Here is a 17,739-nt window from a genome sequence, read left to right on the forward strand (position 1 = left end):
TAGGGTACCTAGAAACAACATCAAAGGAATGCTGGGCCATGACGAAAACTATCGTAGCCGCTGTACTGTCAGCCGTTGCACTGTCTACTTCAGCAGCAGAAATCTCCGGCTCGATTGGCGCTACGAATCAAGGCGGCTTAACGGCACGTGCCGGCATTGGTGTCGAATGGGAAAAGAGTTGGTTCCAGTCTGACACTGGACACCTGACAGGCTACTGGGATGCCGGATACACCTATTGGGAAGCAGGCGATGAGGCAGGCGGAGCCCACTCCCTCTCCTTCGCCCCAGTGTTCATCTACGAGTTCGCCGGGAGCGACATAAAGCCCTTCATCGAAGTCGGCATTGGTGTCGCGCTTTTCTCCGGCACCACCGCAGGTGATAGAGAGCTTGGCTCCGCCTTCAACTTCGAAGATCGAATTGGTGCAGGCTTGAAATTCAGCGGTGGGCAACGTATCGGCGTCCGAGCACTGCATTACTCCAACGCCGGCATCAAACAACCCAATGACGGTATCGAATCGTTCGCGCTTTTCTACAGTCAGCAAATCTGAAAGCATCCAGTACGCATTCACTGGCGCAGGGGAAATGCTATCTGGCCAGGGCCAATAATATGTAAGCCTGAATAGCCGCAATTATCGACGCTGGCGATGGCGATAAGCGAAAGGTTTTAGCCACCCCGCCAGAATCCCCCTATTTCTCTGCTAGGAGCTTGCAAAAAAACGCTTACGCAGACTCACTTTCGCGCAAGTGCTCCAAGAATAACCTCGCTGCAACCGTTAATGCCAATTGTGATCTGACGCACACGCTGAGTTCGCGAGAAGCCCACGCTTCCTCTAGGTTGACTACCTTCGCTCCGTCCATCCTGTAAATCGCCGCACTCCCCTCTGGCATGATGCCAATGCCCAGACCCGCCTGAATCATTAGGCACAAGGCGTCATAGCTGGACACCTCCATGCGGATTTTAAGCGAGCGCCCCAGGTCATTGGCTGCTTTGATCAACTGAAAATTAAGATGAGTACCGCTGCGCAAGGCGATGTATTCGTGATCCAGGGTTTCGCTGAACCTGACGGATTGTCTTGCTGCGAGTGGATGTCCGAGGGGGATTAGTAACACCAGGCGATCATTACGAAACGGGAAAACTTCGATGTCAGCGCCGTGGGGCAGGCGGGTGAAGATACCGATGTCGGCGCGGTTTTCGGCAACGGCTTTGGTGATAGCCAGGCTTTGTTTTTCTTCGAACCTGACGTTGATCAGTGGGTACTGCTCCATGAATGACTTGATGAGGTCAGGCAGGAATTGCGTGATGGCGGAAATGTTGGCCAGAACGTGCACCGAGCCACGGCGGCCATGTGAGAACTCGCGCATCTGCACGATAATTTCATTGAGGTTATTCAGTGCACTGCGGGCCATGAACAGTAGCGATAGGCCGGCGTCAGTCGGGGTAATGCCCTTGTTGGTGCGGTTGAGTAATTTCGAGTCGAGGAGTTCTTCAAGTTCGCTGAGTCGCTTGCTGACTGCCGCCGCCGCGAAGTGTTCGCGTTTGGCGGCAGCCGCGATGGTGCCTTCTTCAACGACGCTGACGAAGAGTCGCAACGAGACCGGATCGAGCTTCATGGATGGTACCGGTTTGGCCTGACAGGCCAGCATAGTACCTTCTCAGGCATCGACTCAGAATGCCCCGGACAATAGATGGCCGGCGTTGGGTACCTGGGCCTTGAGCCCGAGGGTTTTCAGCATCTGATAAACAGTGGCGATTGATGCGGACAACACCGGTTTGTCGAGGCGATCCTGAACCTTCTGGATCGCTGGCAGCGACGGCATTTGCACACAGCAAGACAACACCACCCCATCGGCCTGACCGATGTTCAGCTTGTCGGCATGCGCTACCAGATTCATCGGATCCAGACGACCGACTTCGAGGTTGTCGGACACTTCAAGGCTGATGGAGTCGACCACTTCGATTCCGGCCGCTTCGATATAGTCGATGACTTGTTGGGTCAGTGGTTTCATGTACGGCGTGATGATCGATATTTTTTTGTAGTCGAGCATGTGCAAGCTATCGATCAGTGCACCGGCCGAACTCAGGACTGGGGCGTTCGACTGGTTGGAAGCAACGGTTTTACCCAGTCGATCCTGCGAGACTTTGTGATAGTTGGCCCCCTGGCACATGATCGCCACCAGGCAGGCATAGGCCATGACATCGACTCGCGCATCGCTGAGTTCCAATGCACAACGGTCACTGTCGATGTCCATCTTCTTCAGCTCTTCCGGGCTGACGTGCATCATGCGCATACGCGAAGAGTGGAAGGTAAAGCGCTCTTCTGGAAACAACTCGTAGCGCGAGGTCAGCATGGCCGGGATTTCGGTTTCCATCGTGGTGTTGGAGCTTGGGACGATTTGCCCGATGCGGAAGTTCTTCATGGTCTTGTCCTTTGAAAGGTACGGATCAGTTGCCGCTGGTGAGTTGAACGCCTTTGGTTTCCTGCAACGTGAACACCATGACGGCTGCGATGAGATAGGAAACTGAAGCAAGGGAAATGGTGGCGGTGAAGCCGATAAGGGGGATCAGTACCGGTACCAGCTTGATGCCGGCGATGGCGCCGACCCGCCCGAAGTTGAAGCAGAAACCTGACGCGGTTGATCGGATGCTGGTAGGGAACAATTCCGAGTACCAAGCACCGAAGCCGCTGAAGTAGCCCGTGAAGAAACCGAGCAGGGCGGCCAATGAACCGAGGGTGATGATGTTCTGGGTGGTGAACAGTAACTTGCCTTCGGTCAACGGCATCAGGGTCGCCGAATAGGCGAACACCGGCACCATGATCGCCATGCCACCGAAAAACACTGCGAACGACAGTCGACGACCGATGCTTTCGGCGAGGTAGCCGTAAGCCAGGTAACCGAGCGTGGCACCAATACCGATCCAGATGACGAACACCGGGGCTTGATCGATGCGCACGTTGAGAATGTTCTGCAGGTAAGCCGGCATGAAGGTGGTAATGATCCAATAGCCATACATGCCCAGGATTGAAATGCTCAGGCCCAGCAGCGTCATTTTCAGGTACTGCGGATGAAAGATCTCCATCAGCCGGCCCTTGTTGCTGTTACGACGCATGAACTCGCGGTTGGCCAGCCAGACCGGTGACTCCTTGACGAATAACCCAATGAACAACAGGGTAAAAAAGGACGGAATAGAGGCGTAGATGAACAGATTGCGCCAGGACTCGGGGTTGGCGTCGTCCAGGAAGCTCCAGGCAAAAATCGCTGCCAGAAGGCCGCCGCCCGACCAACCTGTCTGCATCACGGCAAAGGCTTTGGCACGCCCAGCGGACGGCCAGATCTCCGATACCAGCGCGGCAGCAGCAGACCACAATCCACCGACGGCGATGCCAACGCAGAAGCGGAATACGTTGAGCTGCCAAAGGCTATCGGCAAAGCCACAAAGTAAGGTGCCGGTGCCGTAGACAAACACCGAGAGCATCATGGTTTTCTTGCGGCCGATCTTGTCAGAAATATTGCCAAGGAAGAAACCGCCGATACCGGTTGCCAGCAGAAACCAGGCAACGGTAGAAACGACATCGCTCATACCAATGGAGAAAGTCTTCGCGACCGACAGCAGAACAAAACCGAAGACTGTTGCGTCCAGGGCATCAAATAACCAAGCAGCCCAGGAACCACCCAAGGTGGTGTATCGTTGACTGGCAGTCAGCTGGCTGGCGCCATCCACTTCGGAGGTACCGATCGCAGAACCGGCGGTTAGGGTTTTCATGGTTAAACCTCGCGGGACTCTCGTTGTTATTTTTTGAAACTCGCACACCGACGAAGTCGACCGGCAAACGAAGCTCATGTGTGGTCGATGTTAGGAGGGGAAGAAAGCGTCGTATATCAGGCATTCACGATCTTGCCATCGCGGACGGCGATGGCAAATGTAGATCCTTGAAATAGAAGCAAAAAAAGGGATTAGAGGCTTCTGGTGTATATACCCCGCCTCAGCTAGCGCCATCGTCCATGCACCTAGCTCGACCAAGATCCAGAAAGGCAAGCGTGATCCGCAGATGCACCAACCCAAGATGGGCAACCAGTACTACTTCGGCATGAAGGCATATATCAGTGCCGGTGTCGAATCTGGCCTGTGCACAGTGTCCTGGGGACGGCAGCCAACGCGGCGATCAGCCCTCTTCGCCTATAGGAATGCGGCCTCAAGTTTTACGGCAGTAGCTCCTGCATCAGTATGTACAGCGTCTGCTTTATCGGTGTATCGAGCTCCGTCCATGCGAGGCCCAGCGCTGTCTGATGCTCGCCCAGAGCAAGAGGTCTGATAGTGATATTCGGGGGCAAGGCCATGGCCGCTCCCTCGGGTGCCGCGTAGTCTCGCCGCAGCCATTGCCCCCACCATTGCTAGCAGATTGATCGGCTTGGGTTGGCTCGCCGCACCGCTACTCGCCTGCGGCGTGCTAAAAATCATCTACGATCTGACGCTCCTGACCGCGTGTGCCATGTCAGGTTTGAGGGGGATCCCTCATGAATTCACTTTGATATAACAGCGCATCGTCTTGTTTGGCGTCGCACTGATGCTGGCGGTTTCGCTCACCGAAAGCCTGGTTCTGAGGAGTCAGTCAAACCATGGGCTTCTGATTACCCAAAGCGGTAATCACTAGACGCCTGGACAAGAATTCTCTGACCCTTTTCGGAAGCTAATCGCGGCGGGGCAATCGATTGCTCGATACACCGCAGGTTACCCAGGTGAGAGATGCACCCGTTCTAACTATCCCAATCGATTTTCATAAAGAGGTCTCGCATACGTGACGTCCAAATAGGCTCGATTGCTTGAGCATAGGCAAGCTTGCCAAAAATAAAGTTTTTCAGACCCCACGAGTTATCGAACTTACGAGCCTTTCGATGGTTAGACACGCCAACATCCGGCCTTAGCATAAAATGGATATGAGTGCGTACCTCAGCCTTGAACTCTTTTGAAAGCTTAGGCACATGCCCATCCACCAATAGGCCTAAGACAACCTTTCTCGCGCCAGGCGGGATAATTTTAGTTTTACTCTTATTTGGCCACAGCCCATGTGCTCGCATGATTTCATAAATTTCGCGAACAATATTTTCAGCCCCATCTCGGTTAAACGTACCGAAGGAGGAAAACGTAAGATCATCCGCATATCGCGTATAGGCGAGATCTTTGCTATTTGCAAACTCAGCAAGCGAATGATCAAGCGTGCGGGCTACAAGATTTGACAGCAAGGGACTGGTTGCTGCTCCTTGCGGAAGGTGACCAATCGCAACATTCTTGCACGGTAAGTTGCCCATCCCGTCCTTGAAACGATCAGTTTTAACCGGATTGCCCGAAGGACGCACTCGTGTACAAATGCGAGCCAGTTCAAAGGCTACAAGCGCTTGATAGCCCATTTCTCGGAATACGCGATAAACGTCAGGCTCCAAGATCGACTCAAAGAAATTCGTAGCACCCAGCTTGATCATCCACTTGCATCCAGCGTGCATGGCTGCAGCATCGCGCGGGGATGTTTTTTCCTTGTAGGCGTAACTGGCCGGATGCGAGTGAACGTGCATCAGAATATTTTTATGAATCCACCGCTGCATTTTCAGCAACGAAGGATGAGGAGCACAAATATACCTGAATCGGTTTGCGCCGAAGCTAACAACATTTTTTTCAGTTTGAAAACCTTGTAACTCTCAACTCGCTCGCTCCTGGCGGCCACGCCTCTCAGAAATCCGTAGGACACGCCTGCTTCATGGGCCAAGTGCCTCAATGTCAAGATAGGAGACAGTAATGGAAAGTTTGCATGTAGCAGTTGCGCAGTACGCAGCGCATTGTTCAAAACGCCCTTATCGACGTTTTGGTTTAATCCGGCGCTTTTATAGCGCTGAGGGCTCCAGCGATTCATCTACCTTAGATTCCGCCCAGGCGGATGAGCGCCTCGAGACCGCAAGACATACACCAGCGTAAGAGCGAGGCGCTCAACCTCCTGTTCAGCGGGGGTTCTTCCTGTGGATAGCATAACCTGCTTCCTACAGCCTCTAGAGTCTAGAGGATTCTAGATTTCGCTAAGTTGGAGCCCTCAGCTGGGACGGATAGTACTCGACCAGCGGAGCTGCTGTCACCACCTTTGAAGCTGGCGCTGCGCAGAGGCTTGAAACCAGCTTGCGCCCACTATCCGTCATGCGATTTTTTGATGTAATCCAGTCGAAGTCCCCGGTCACGGAGATATGTCACTTACGCGTACCCATCAAGCCTTTGAGATTTGCCGCGACCGGCTAGACAAGGATTGGGAACTGACTTTTTGTCGGGTGCTTATTCATCAACGGTCACTTCACCATTGATGAAGGCAGCCTGATCGGGCACCCCATGCATCGGAGCGATGGGTATGCCCGGGGCAGGCATTTCGACTGACCACTAGGAACACCGGCAATGCAGCGCCCGTGCCTCAGGCTCAGGAGACCGGTGACCCCGGCTCTGAGACCTCCTCACGGCGGACAAGGTATTCCAGCAATTGCCGGGCGATAACCGACAGACCTTCGACATCGCGCACACCGATTTTCAGCTCCCGCCGCGCCCAGACATCGGTCAGCGGGATCACCGCGATATCGAGTGCCGACAGGTAGGTACGCGCGACCTTCTCCGGCAGCATGCCGACGCCCATTCCGGTGTGGATCATCCGGCAGATCCCTTCGAAGCTGCGTACCTGGATGCGCATGCGCAGGGACAGGCCCTGCTGCAATGCCGCCTGTTGCAACAGGGTATGCAGGGAAGCGTCCTGCTGTAGGCCGATGAAGTCATAGGCAACGGCATCCCTTAAGGCAAGGCGTTCACACCCGGCCAGCGGATGCTCGCTGGGAGTGACCAGCACCAGTTGGTCATGCCGGTAGCTGTAGACATGAAGATCGCCGGCGGGCACGTGCCCGGCGAAAATGCCGATATCGGTCAGCCCCTCGCTGACGGCGCGCACCGTCTCGCTGCTGATGCGCTCCTCGAGGTCGATCTTGACGTCCGGATGGGCCCGGCAGAAAACACTCAAATCCCCCGGCAGGAATTCAATCACCGCCGAGGTGTTCGCATAGATGCGCACATGCCCCTTGACCCCTTCGCTGAACTCGCTCATATCGGCACTCAACTGGCGAAGGTTGTCCAGCATGTTGCGCGCATGGTGCAGTAAAGCATGCCCGGCTGGCGTCAGCGCGACGCCCTTGTGCTGACGATAGAGCAAGGTGATACCGAGCTGGCTTTCCAAGTCACTGATGCGCTTGCTCACCGCCGCCAAGGCCAGGTGCTCGCGCTCAGCAGCCCGGGTCAGGCTGCGCTCGGCGGCGATGGAGACGAACAGCTTGAGCGTGACGAAATCAATACGGCGCATATAAGGGGCCTCTCTGTTCGGCGAAGCAGGACAGTTCCTTGCCCCAGTTCCAGAGCTTGGTATCGTTCTCCCTTCGCAAAACACGAAGACTGGCTTAGTAATTGATCAATTGTCCACTGCCATTAGCCTGAACCATCCTTCGACTTAAATAACAAACACGATGGTACAAACATGGCAGAACAAATCCAGGGCAGCAGCATGGCGCTGCAAGACCTCAAGGTGGTGGAGATGGGGCAGCTGATCGCTGGCCCCTTCGCCAGTAAGATGCTCGGCGAATTCGGCGCCGAGGTGATCAAGATCGAACCGCCCAAGGTGGGCGACCCGCTGCGCAAGTGGCGCAAGATCAAGGACGGCACCTCGCTCTGGTGGCATGTCCAATCGCGCAACAAGCAATCGATCACCCTCGACCTCCGGGAAGCCGAAGGGCAGGACCTCGCCCGCCGGCTGATCACCGAGGCCGACGTGCTGGTGGAGAACTTCCGCCCCGGCACACTCGAAGCCTGGGGCATGAGCTGGGAGACGCTGTCCGAGCTTAACCCGCGGCTAATCATGCTGCGCATTTCCGGTTATGGCCAGACCGGTCCCTACCGGGATCGCCCGGGATTCGGCGTGATTGGCGAGGCCATGGGCGGCCTGCGGCACCTGTCCGGCTATCCCGGCCAGGCGCCGGTGCGCGTCGGGGTCAGCATCGGCGACTCGCTGTCCTCACTCTATGGCGTGATCGGCGTATTGCTCGCTCTGCAGGAGCGCCAGCGCAGCGGTCTGGGGCAGTGCATCGACGTCGCGCTCTACGAGTCAGTATTCGCCATGATGGAAAGCCTAGTGCCCGAGTACGATGCCTTCGGCTATGTACGCGAGCCGGCCGGTAGTGCTCTGCCCGGCATCACCCCATCCAACTCCTATCCCTGCAATGACGGTACCTATGTGCTGATCGCCGGTAACGGCGACAGCATCTACAAGCGCCTGATGGGCCTGATCCACCGTCAGGACCTGGCCGACGACCCCAGTCTGGCGCACAACGATGGCCGCAGCAAGAAGGCCGACGTAATCGACGCGGCGATTGCTGAGTGGACTCGGCGGCGCTCACGCGATGAAGTGCTGCATGCGCTGAACGCGGCGCGAGTGCCGGTTGGCTACCCCTACACCGCCGCCGACATCGCAACGGATCCTCATTACCTGGCACGCCAGATGATCAAGACCGTGCAGACGACTGCCGGCCCTCTCAAGGTGCCTGGGGTACTGCCCAAGCTCAGCCGGACGCCTGGCCGGCTCGGCAGTGGCGGCCCGGAGCTGGGCGAGCACACCGACGACGTGCTGGCCGGACTCGGCCTGAGCCAGTCGCAACGCCAGGCGCTGCGCGAACGCGGCGTCATCTAATCGACAGGCCGCAGCGCCCCATCACCATCAGCAACAGCATCAATCAAAGAGGCCCAGCCATGCCGGCTGGGCTCGACACCCGCCAAAAATAATTACAAGGAATACCGTGTTAACCATGACCATCATTCTGGCAATACTGCTCTGTATTGGTGTCGGCTATTGGCTGAACATCAACATCGGCCTGTTGGCCATTAGTGCCGCCTATCTTATCGCCACCACCATGATGGGAATCAGCGTCAAAGAGCTAGTGACCTACTGGCCGCTGAACCTATTTTTCATCATCTTCGCAGTGACCTTCTTCTTCGGCTTCGTCATCGCCAACGGAACCATGGAGAAGATCGCCAGAAATGCCGTGTTCATGGCTCGCGGCATGCCCAGCATGATTCCCTTTGCGCTGTACGGGCTGGTCCTGTTGGTCGCGGGAATCGGTCCTGGGCATTATGCGGTGTTCGTGTTCCTCTCCCCCTTGGTGATGTCGGTCGCCAGTCGTACCGGCATGAGCCGGCTGCTAGGTGCGATCATCGTCGTCTCAGGCGGCATGGCAACCACCTTCACCAGCATCAGCCTGGGCGGGCGCGTTACCCAGGGCATCCTCGAAAACGCCGGTTATGACGCAGTGACCGCCGCGGACTACACCCACACGCTGCTGGTGGACTCCTTCATCTTCCAGACGCTGGTGTTCCTCGTAGCGTACGTCGTGCTCAAGGGTTATCAGACCGAGAGCCTGGATACCGAGCGCCCGGCTCCTTTCGATGCCCAGCAGCGGCGCACCCTCTGGCTGGTGGCCTTCATCATCGCGCTGATCATCGTGCCCTCGACCATCGCCGCGTTCCTGCCGACTGGCTCGGTATTCGCCACCATCGCCTCGCACATCGATCCGACATTCATCTCGATCATCGGCGTAGTGCTGGCGCTGATTCTGCGAGTGGGTGACGAGAAGGCCGCATTGGCCAAGGTCCCAATGGCAATCATCATCCTGCTGTGCGGCATGGGCATGCTCATCAGCGTGGCTGTCAAGGCCGGCACCATCGCGGCCCTGTCGCAGTGGCTGGCGGCAAACGTCAGCGTGGCGATGGTGCCCTATGCTACCGGCGTATCCGCGAGCGTGATGAGCTTCTTCTCCAGCACACTGGGCGTGGTGATGCCGACGCTGTTCCCCATCGTTCCGAACCTCGCCACCAATGCAGGCCTTAGTCACACCGTGCTGCTGTCGGCCATCGTGCTGTGCTCGTCGCTGACCGGCTTTTCGCCCTTCTCCTCGGGCGGTGCGCTGGCGCTGGCCGGCGTTCAGGAGGAAGCCGAGCGCGGCAAGCTGTTCTACCGCTTATTGCTGGTACCGCTGTTCGGCGTTGCTGGGGTTCTGGTTCTCGTTTTCTTTGGCCTGCTTGGCTGACACCTGGCCGGCAGACCGGACTCGAGACGGCGCCGTCCCAAACGGAAGGGATAGAAGATGACTGCACAAACGCTTTTCGAAAAACTCTGGGCACGCCATGCCGTGCTCGATACCGACGACGGCCAGACGCTGCTGTACGTCGACCTTCACCTCATCAACGAGGTGACCAGCCCTCAAGCTTTCGACGGCCTGCGCCTGAATGAGTTGCAGCCCTGGCGCCCCGGCTCGGTGCTCGCCACCTCCGACCACAACGTGCCGACCAAGGCGCGTGAAGCAGGCATCACAGATGCGGTGGCGCGCCGGCAGGTCGAGGCGCTGGAACGCAACTGCGCCGAGTTCGCCCTGCAATTCTTCGACATGAAGGATGAGCGCCAGGGCATTCTGCACGTGATCGGCCCGGAGCAGGGCATCACCCTGCCGGGCATGACCATCGCTTGTGGCGATTCGCACACCACCACCCACGGCGCCTTCGCGGCCTTGGCATTCGGCATCGGCACGTCGGAGATCGAACACATCCTGGCCACGCAGTGCCTGCTGCTGAAAAAGCTCAAGACACTGCGTATCACCATCGACGGTGTGCTTGCACCCCACGTATCATCCAAAGACTTGGCGCTGGCACTCATTGGCATGATCGGCACCGCCGGCGCGACCGGCTACGCCATCGAGTTCACCGGTGAAACGGTTTCGGCGATGAGCATGGAAGCGCGCATGACCCTCTGCAATCTCGCCATCGAAGCGGGTGCCCGGTGCGCCATGGTCGCCTTCGATGACACCACCTCCAGCTACCTCAAAGGTCGCCCGCTGGCTCCCGCTGGCGAGCAGTGGAATGCCGCCGAGGCGTACTGGCGAACGCTGCACAGTGACCCTGACGCGCGCTTCGATCGCGAACTGCAACTGGATGCGGCCAGCATTCGCCCCCATGTCACCTGGGGAACCTCGCCGGAGATGGCTACCGATGTCGACGGCCAGGTGCCGAATCCCGAGACCGAAACCGATCCGGTCAAACGCCGCGGCATGCAGCAGGCGCTGGAATACATGGGCCTGCAAGCCGGAACGCCGATCCGTGAAATCAGGCTGGACAAGATCTTCATTGGGTCCTGCACCAACTCGCGCCTCGAAGACCTGCGCCTGGCCGCCGGTGTGGTCAAGGGTCGGCGGGTCGCTGACAACATCGTTCAAGCGCTGGTCGTACCGGGCTCGGGCCTGGTGAAGCGGCAAGCAGAAGCCGAAGGTCTGGATCGGATCTTCACCGACGCCGGCTTCGAATGGCGCGACGCGGGATGCTCGATGTGCCTGGGCATGAACGAGGACCGCCTCGGCAAAGGCGAGCGCTGTGCCTCGACCTCCAACCGCAACTTCGAAGGACGGCAGGGCCCCGGCGGGCGCTCTCATCTGGTCAGCCCGGCAATGGCGGCGGCAGCGGCCATCGCCGGCCATTTCACCGATATCAGCGATCTCTGAGGGACGAACATGCAAGCCTTCACCCAACTCGAAAGCACCGTGGTTCCACTGGATCGCTCCAACATCGACACCGACGCGATCCTACCCAAGCAGTTCTTGATGATCATCGAGCGCACCGGCTTCGGCCCGCACCTGTTCGACGAGTGGCGCTACCTCGACCGCGGCGAACCCTACAAGGACTGTTCACAGCGCCCGCTGAACCTGGAGTTTCCACTCAACCAGCCGCGCTACGCCGAGGCCAACATTCTGCTCACCCGGGCCAACTTCGGCTGCGGCTCGAGCCGCGAGCACGCGCCCTGGGCGCTAGCCGACTGGGGTATCCGCGCGATCATCGCGCCGAGCTTCGCTGAGATCTTCTACGGCAACTGCTTCAAGAACGGCCTGCTGCCCATCGTCCTTGACGAGCCGACCATCGACCGTCTGTTCGGCGCTGTGGACGGCACCCCCGGCTACAGCCTGAGTATCGACCTCGAGCAGCAGGAAGTGGTGGAGCCTAATGGCCATGTCAACCGCTTCGAGATCGACGGCTTCCACAAGGAGTGCCTGCTCAAGGGCCTGGACGAGATCGGCCTGACTCTGTTGAAGCGAGAGAACATCCGTCGCTTCGAACAGGCTCGCCGGCATCAGGAGCCCTGGATCTTCACAGGCGCCTGATTGGGCCGCCGAGCAAAAATCATTCCTCCCGGCGCGGGCGAGCCGCAGCAGCCCGCGCGAACCTGATAGGACACGAGATGAACAAACACCTGTATATCCAAGAAGTCGCCACCCGCGACGGATTCCAGATCGAACCCGGCTTCGTCCAAACCGAGGACAAGATTGCCCTCATTGATCGCCTGTCGCAGACCGGCCTGGCGAAGATCGAAGTGACCTCCTTCACTTCGCCCAAGGCTATTCCCAACCTACGCGACGCGGAAGAGGTAATGCTCGGCATCCGCCGCGTGCCGGGTGTCGACTACACCGTGCTGGTGCCCAACGTGAAGGGTTGTGAGCGTGCCCTTTCCTGCGAGGTGGATGAGCTCAATCTGGTGATGTCGGCCAGCAACACCCATGGTCTGGCCAACCTGCGCATGACAGCAGAACAGTCGCTGGCGCAGTTCAGAGAGATCATCGAGGTCACCCGCGGCAGTCGCGTGTTCGTCAACGCCTCGCTGTCCACCACCTTCGGTTGCCCCTTCGAGGGCAAGGTGCCGGAGACGCATGTCCATGAATTGGTCGGCAAGCTGTTCGACATCGGCGTGCACGGTGTGACCCTCTGCGACACCACCGGCATGGCCGATCCGGCACAGGTCGAACGCATCTGCCGGACCGCCCTGGCTCGCTGGCCGGAGGCGTTATTCACCCTGCATTTCCACAATACCCGCGGCATGGGCCTGGCCAACGCCTTGGCGGCGCTGAACGCCGGTATAGATCGCTTCGACGCCTCGCTCGGAGGCCTGGGCGGCTGTCCCTATGCGCCGGGCGCCAGCGGCAATATCTGCACAGAAGACCTGGTGCACATGTTCCAGCGCATGGGCCTCGACACCGGCGTTGATCTCGACCGGCTGCTGCAGGCTGCCCAGACCCTACCTGGCCTAGTGCAGCACGAGGTGCCCGGCCAAGTGCTCAAGGCTGGCAAGGCGGACCGCCGCTATCCGAAGCCGAAGTGGTTGGAGCCCCAGGCCTGAGCGTCTGCTCTCTCCCCCTTCGAAGAGGATGTATCAGCTGGCGTGTAGTCGATTAACGCAGAGAGGGTATCGACATCGGAATGAAGTCACGCTTGGCCCTGAGCCTCAGAGCAGCGTTGCGCCCTTCGCGCGCCCGATCACGTTCCTCCGAAGGGATTCATCGATGCGGGCTGCAACAGCGGTCTTGGGCGCGGTTAGCCGCTCGTTCCGGCAACGGCGTGCTATTTCCGCGCGAACAGTACGGCACTGAGGTGTCCCGCAATTTCATCAGCTCAGTCATCGATGCTGTGATGGAAGAAGTCGGTGCCTGGCAAGCGACGGCCGCTGGAGCCCATGTATCATGGTGATTCCCTTTGGTGCACTACGGCTGAAAAATCCGTGACGAAGGCATGGGCAACCGCCGTGAGGTTTATCGGTAACTGAAAGGACCCATGACATGACCCAGACCGAGAAACACCTTGAGCAACTTCAAGCGCGCATTGCCGAGTTGAAAGCGCAGTATCAGCAGCTGCAAGACAATTACGACGATGCAGTTCTCTTGTGCTCAAGCCTGCTGCGCGCCCTGGTCAACGCTGACTATGGCGACTGTGAGACGCTGGTGAAGCACACCGGCTGCTCGGCTGAGCGCAAGGCCGACGCGCTGCAATACATCATTGAGGTGCGCGCTGGGTATGGCTGAGCGCACTGCGAATAACGCGGGCTATGTTAATTAGCCCCACACCTTGCCCGGGTGTGGGGGCTTTTTGCGCCGGCTGGACGGACTTCAGACTAAATGAGAATTCCTCAAATCGGCATGTCAAGCGATGACCTATTGGCAGGACGGGCAGGTACGGCACACGTTGCTGGATGGTGCGCCAACGACTTGAAGTGCCTGTTATCGGCATCCAGCGCATCGATGGAACCGGTTTCAATGTCGTACACCCAGCCGTGCAAATTCAGCAGGCCTTTTACTTGGGCCAGGCGCACGTTGGCACACGACACAGTTGATCAAAGGAAATTCTGAAAAAGACTTCCTGATTTGGCAAAATCCCAGGACACCAATCGCCGAGCTTTTCGATGATGAAGCAAATGACCTTCGCCGATGCCGAGTACGCCGGTAAGCGCAAGCAAACCCGGAAGGAACTGTTCCTGATCGAGATGGATCGGGTCGTACCCTGGAAGGGTTTGATTGCCCTGATCGAACCTCATTACCCGAAGGGCGAAGGTGGTCGTCCGGCCTATCCGTTGATGGCGATGCTGCGGGTTCATCTAATGCAGAACTGGTTCGGTTACAGCGATCCGGCGATGGAAGAGGCGCTGTACGAGACGACGATCTTGCGCCAGTTTTCCGGTCTGAGCCTGGAGCGAATCCCGGACGAAACCACCATCCTCAACTTCCGTCGTCTGCTGGAAAAACACGCTTGATCAAGGACGCGGGGCATGCCGAACATAAAACCATTTGACATGAAGCTTCTAGATCTCCTCTTCGAAATGGAAGGGGGATACGTTTTGAATTTTTCGAACGCCACCTTCAGCCGGTTCTTTCTCGGGGAGTTAGGGATGGTCTGAAAAAGACTTCCCGAATCTGGTGAAATACGCCGATCCCGTTGCCCGAGTTTCCCGATGAAGCAAATGACTTTCGCCGACGCCGAGTACGCCGGCAAGCGCAAGCAGACCCGCAAAGAGTTGTTCATGATCGAGATGGATCAGGTGGTGCCGTGGAAGGGTTTGATTGCCCTGATCGAGCCGCACTACCCCAAGGGTGAAGGTGGTCGTCCGGCGTATCAGCTGAGGGCGATGCTGCGCGTACATTTGATGCAGAACTGGTTCGGCTACAGCGATCCGGCGATGGAGGAGGCGCTGCACGAGACCACAATCTTGCGCCAGTTTGCCGGGCTGAACCTAGAGCGTATTCCCGACGAAACCACCATCCTCAATTTCCGTCGCCTGCTGGAGAAGCACGAGTTGGCGGCCGGGATTCTGGCGGTGATCAATGGTTACCTGGGCGATCGGGGCCTGTCGCTGCGCCAGGGCACCATCGTCGATGCCACGCTGATCCATGCGCCGAGTTCGACCAAGAACAAGGACGGTAAGCGTGACCCGCAAATGCACCAGACCAAGAAGAGCAATCAGTATTACTTCGGCATGAAGGCTCACATCGGCGCGGATGCCGAGTCAGGTCTGGTGCACAGCGTGGTGGGGACGGCAGCCAACGTTGCTGACGTTACCCAGGTCGACAAACTGCTGCATGGAAAGGAAAACATGGTCGGCGCCGACGCGGGTTACACCGGCGTAGAGAAACGCCCGGAACATGAAGGCCGGGAGGTGATCTGGCAGATTGCGGCCCGCCGCAGTACGTACAAGAAGCTGAGTAAGCGCAGTGCGCTGTACAAAGCCAAGCGCAAGATCGAGAAATCCAAGGCCCAGGTGCGCGCCAAAGTCGAGCACCCGTTCCGGGTGATCAAGCGCCAATTCGGCTACGTGAAGACACGCTTGCGTGGCCTGGCGAAGAACACAGCGCAGTTGGTGACACTGTTCGCGCTGTCGAACCTGTGGATGGCGCGCCGACATTTGCTGACGAATGCAGGAGAGGTGCGTCTGTAATGCGGGAAATGGCCGGCGCGAGGTGCTCGCGCCGGCTATAAATCCGGAAAGAGGGGATGATTTGATCGTTTTTTAGCCGAATCACCGTTTTGAAATCGGCAAGGGCTGGAGTCAGCCAGAAATACCTGACTACTTCAGACCATCCTTAGAGGGTGTAGACAAAATAAAGTAAGCTGCTTGCCCCTTGCCTACACAGCATTGCACCATGCCTAAAACCGGACGCCCGCCCGTAATCGCTGCGGAGCATTACCCTCTGCTGACCAGGCTCGCTCATGCGCAACCCTATTCCAGCCAATCCGAACTGGCGCAGGCATTCCATGCTGAAACGGGTATTACCGCTCATCCCGATACCTTTGCCAAAGCGCTGAGGCTGGCCGGGATCGTTCGTGTAAAGGAACGAGCCAAAGGTAGTTTCCAGCCATCTGAGGCTCAGAAGTCTTATGGTTACACCGAGGCCCACCGGCGCCAGTTGCCGGAACAGCGCTACCCCAGTTGTCTGACGGACGCAGAATGGACGCTGGTCGCTGATTTGTTTGAAGTCTCGGGAGGCCGTGGCGTGCCGCCTCGTCACTCCCGAAGGACGCTTTTGGAAGCGTGCTGTTATGTCGTGCGCACGGGATGCTCATGGCGAATGCTGCCTCACGAGTTTCCGCATTGGGACAACGTCTACAAGACCTTTCGACGGTGGAGCGCTCAGGGCAAGTTTGAGCAAATGCACGACCGGCTTCGTGCCCAGTGGCGAGAGCGGATGGATCGTGATGAAAAGCCGTCAGCCGCTGTTCTCGATTCCCAGTCAACTCGTAGCTCTCCCCAAATTACAGTAAGGCTGCGTGCCAGTTCCCTTAATTACCATGACTTTGCCGTCGTAAGCGGCCTGTGGGGGCCGAGCGTGCAGCGGATTCCCATGGCAGACGGTGCTGGAGAGGTGGTTGCCTTAGGTGAGGGAGTCACCGAGTTCGCCGTAGGCGATCAGGTCGTGAGTACGTTCTTTCCTGACTGGCTTGATGGCGAGCCGCAGCAGGAGGGTTTTGGAACGGTGCCGGGCGATGGTGTCGATGGTTATGCTCGGGAAGCCGTTACGGCGCGAGCCACGTCTTTTACCAAGGCGCCCCAGGGCTGGACTCATGCTGAGGCTGCAACGCTTACCACGGCCGGCCTGACCGCCTGGCGCGTGTTGATGGCCGACGATTCGTTGAAGCCTGGGGACAGCGTTCTTATACAGGGTACCGGCGGGGTTTCGATCTTCGCGCTTCAGTTCGCCAAAATGGCCGGCGCGACGGTCATTGCCACCTCTTCCAGCGATGAGAAGCTGGAGCGGCTGAAGGCCATGGGGGCCGACCACCTGATCAACTATCGCCGTACGCCCAACTGGGGCGAGAAAGTGCGTGAGTTAACCAATGATCGGGGAGTTGACCACGTCATCGAAGTAGGCGGACCCGCGACCCTGGAGCAGTCGATGATTGCGGCACGTGTTGGTGGGCATATTTCTGTGATTGGTATCCTTACCGGCGTTGCCGGGGAGCTGAGCATCGTTACTGCGCTGACACGGCAGTTGCGACTGCAGGGTGTGCTGGTTGGAAACCGTACCCAGCAGCAGGAGATGATCAGGGCTATCGATGCCAATGGCATGCGTCCGGTTATCGATAGCCATTTTCCGCTGGACGAAATTGTTGAGGCGTTCCGCTATCAGGAAAGTAATCGTCACTTCGGTAAGATCTGCCTCGATATCTAGGCAGGATTGCTTCCTGATCGCTAGGGTCTGTTGCCGTTTCGACGCGGCCGTTCGCGAAACGGCAACAGACCCTAGGTAACCCAGGTCCTGAACTGGGCTTGCTCACTGTCGATTAGCTCAGTAACCAAAAAGCCCGATACAGCGTATCGGGCTTTTTTG

Annotated in this window: 12 protein-coding genes and 7 pseudogenes; 13 read left to right on the forward strand and 6 right to left on the reverse strand. The window is 58.0% G+C overall.

Going from position 1 to position 17,739, the window contains the following annotated elements:
• Positions 1 to 38: 38 nt before the first annotated feature.
• Complete coding sequence (locus APH34_RS27260) at positions 39 to 548, forward strand: acyloxyacyl hydrolase (RefSeq protein WP_009681914.1); 510 nt, start codon at positions 39 to 41, stop codon at positions 546 to 548.
• Positions 549 to 720: 172 nt separating this feature from the next.
• Here APH34_RS27260 and APH34_RS27265 read toward each other — a convergent pair whose 3' ends face one another.
• Genes APH34_RS27265 through APH34_RS27275 form a run of 3 tightly spaced genes read right to left on the reverse strand, consistent with a single transcriptional unit; the run spans position 721 to position 3,841 of the window.
• A complete protein-coding gene (locus APH34_RS27265; RefSeq protein WP_033690139.1) occupies positions 721 to 1,611 on the reverse strand; it encodes a LysR family transcriptional regulator in 891 nt (296 codons plus the stop codon).
• A 54-nt stretch (positions 1,612 to 1,665) separates the two neighbouring features.
• On the reverse strand, positions 1,666 to 2,418 hold the full coding sequence (locus APH34_RS27270) for an Asp/Glu racemase (RefSeq protein ID WP_009681912.1): 753 nt from the start codon (positions 2,416 to 2,418) through the stop codon (positions 1,666 to 1,668).
• A gap of 25 nt (positions 2,419 to 2,443) precedes the next feature.
• Positions 2,444 to 3,841, reverse strand: coding sequence for an MFS transporter (locus APH34_RS27275; RefSeq protein ID WP_236183101.1), 1,398 nt, complete (start codon positions 3,839 to 3,841; stop codon positions 2,444 to 2,446).
• 148 nt (positions 3,842 to 3,989) lie between these two features.
• Between APH34_RS27275 and APH34_RS29680 the strand changes: the two are divergent.
• Positions 3,990 to 4,162, forward strand: a pseudogene (locus APH34_RS29680) (IS5/IS1182 family transposase); the annotation flags it as partial.
• Between the two features lie 593 nt (positions 4,163 to 4,755).
• Here the strand turns inward: APH34_RS29680 and APH34_RS27285 are convergent.
• Both APH34_RS27285 and APH34_RS27290 read right to left on the reverse strand, forming a co-directional pair.
• Positions 4,756 to 5,631, reverse strand: a pseudogene (locus APH34_RS27285) (reverse transcriptase family protein); the annotation flags it as partial.
• An 818-nt stretch (positions 5,632 to 6,449) separates the two neighbouring features.
• Complete coding sequence (locus APH34_RS27290; protein ID WP_009681908.1) at positions 6,450 to 7,370, reverse strand: LysR family transcriptional regulator; 921 nt, start codon at positions 7,368 to 7,370, stop codon at positions 6,450 to 6,452.
• A 171-nt stretch (positions 7,371 to 7,541) separates the two neighbouring features.
• On the opposite strand from APH34_RS27290, the gene APH34_RS27295 reads away from it, so the two are divergent.
• The 7 genes and pseudogenes from APH34_RS27295 (at position 7,542) to APH34_RS27320 (ending at position 13,944) form a co-directional block, all read left to right on the forward strand.
• Positions 7,542 to 8,747: a CaiB/BaiF CoA-transferase family protein gene (locus APH34_RS27295; protein ID WP_016487073.1), complete on the forward strand. Its 1,206-nt coding sequence runs from the start codon at positions 7,542 to 7,544 to the stop codon at positions 8,745 to 8,747.
• Between the two features lie 115 nt (positions 8,748 to 8,862).
• Positions 8,863 to 10,140, forward strand: coding sequence for an SLC13 family permease (locus tag APH34_RS27300; RefSeq protein ID WP_009681906.1), 1,278 nt, complete (start codon positions 8,863 to 8,865; stop codon positions 10,138 to 10,140).
• A gap of 57 nt (positions 10,141 to 10,197) precedes the next feature.
• Positions 10,198 to 11,601 (forward strand): 3-isopropylmalate dehydratase large subunit, encoded by a 1,404-nt coding sequence (leuC, locus tag APH34_RS27305; RefSeq protein ID WP_009681905.1) that lies wholly within the window; start codon positions 10,198 to 10,200, stop codon positions 11,599 to 11,601.
• Positions 11,602 to 11,610: 9 nt separating this feature from the next.
• Complete coding sequence (gene leuD, locus APH34_RS27310) at positions 11,611 to 12,255, forward strand: 3-isopropylmalate dehydratase small subunit (RefSeq protein ID WP_016487072.1); 645 nt, start codon at positions 11,611 to 11,613, stop codon at positions 12,253 to 12,255.
• Between the two features lie 77 nt (positions 12,256 to 12,332).
• Positions 12,333 to 13,265, forward strand: a complete 933-nt coding sequence (locus APH34_RS27315; RefSeq protein ID WP_009681902.1) for a hydroxymethylglutaryl-CoA lyase — start codon at positions 12,333 to 12,335, stop codon at positions 13,263 to 13,265.
• A gap of 224 nt (positions 13,266 to 13,489) precedes the next feature.
• Positions 13,490 to 13,678 (forward strand): annotated as a pseudogene (locus APH34_RS30495) (transposase); the annotation flags it as partial.
• Positions 13,679 to 13,701: 23 nt separating this feature from the next.
• Positions 13,702 to 13,944 carry a hypothetical protein gene (locus APH34_RS27320; protein ID WP_009681901.1) on the forward strand — a complete coding sequence of 81 codons (243 nt, stop codon included), beginning with the start codon at positions 13,702 to 13,704 and terminating at the stop codon, positions 13,942 to 13,944.
• Positions 13,945 to 14,048: 104 nt separating this feature from the next.
• On the opposite strand, the pseudogene APH34_RS30225 reads toward APH34_RS27320, so the two are convergent.
• Positions 14,049 to 14,234: pseudogene (locus APH34_RS30225) on the reverse strand (hypothetical protein); the annotation flags it as partial.
• Between the two features lie 90 nt (positions 14,235 to 14,324).
• Between APH34_RS30225 and APH34_RS27330 the strand changes: the two are divergent.
• The 4 genes and pseudogenes from APH34_RS27330 to APH34_RS29690 form a co-directional block, all read left to right on the forward strand.
• A pseudogene (locus tag APH34_RS27330) lies at positions 14,325 to 14,663 on the forward strand (IS5/IS1182 family transposase); the annotation flags it as partial.
• A gap of 204 nt (positions 14,664 to 14,867) precedes the next feature.
• Entirely contained in the window at positions 14,868 to 15,848 is a 981-nt protein-coding gene (locus tag APH34_RS27335) for an IS5 family transposase (protein ID WP_016487069.1), read from the forward strand.
• Between the two features lie 205 nt (positions 15,849 to 16,053).
• A pseudogene (locus tag APH34_RS29685) lies at positions 16,054 to 16,662 on the forward strand (transposase); the annotation flags it as partial.
• A pseudogene (locus APH34_RS29690) lies at positions 16,660 to 17,580 on the forward strand (NAD(P)-dependent alcohol dehydrogenase); the annotation flags it as partial. The pseudogenes APH34_RS29685 and APH34_RS29690, both read left to right, overlap by 3 nt.
• Between the last annotated feature and the right edge of the window lie 159 nt (positions 17,581 to 17,739).

It is taken from the genome of Pseudomonas sp. NBRC 111131, from assembly GCF_001320525.1.
In the GTDB taxonomy this organism is placed as follows: Bacteria; Pseudomonadota; Gammaproteobacteria; order Pseudomonadales; family Pseudomonadaceae; genus Aquipseudomonas; species Aquipseudomonas ceruminis.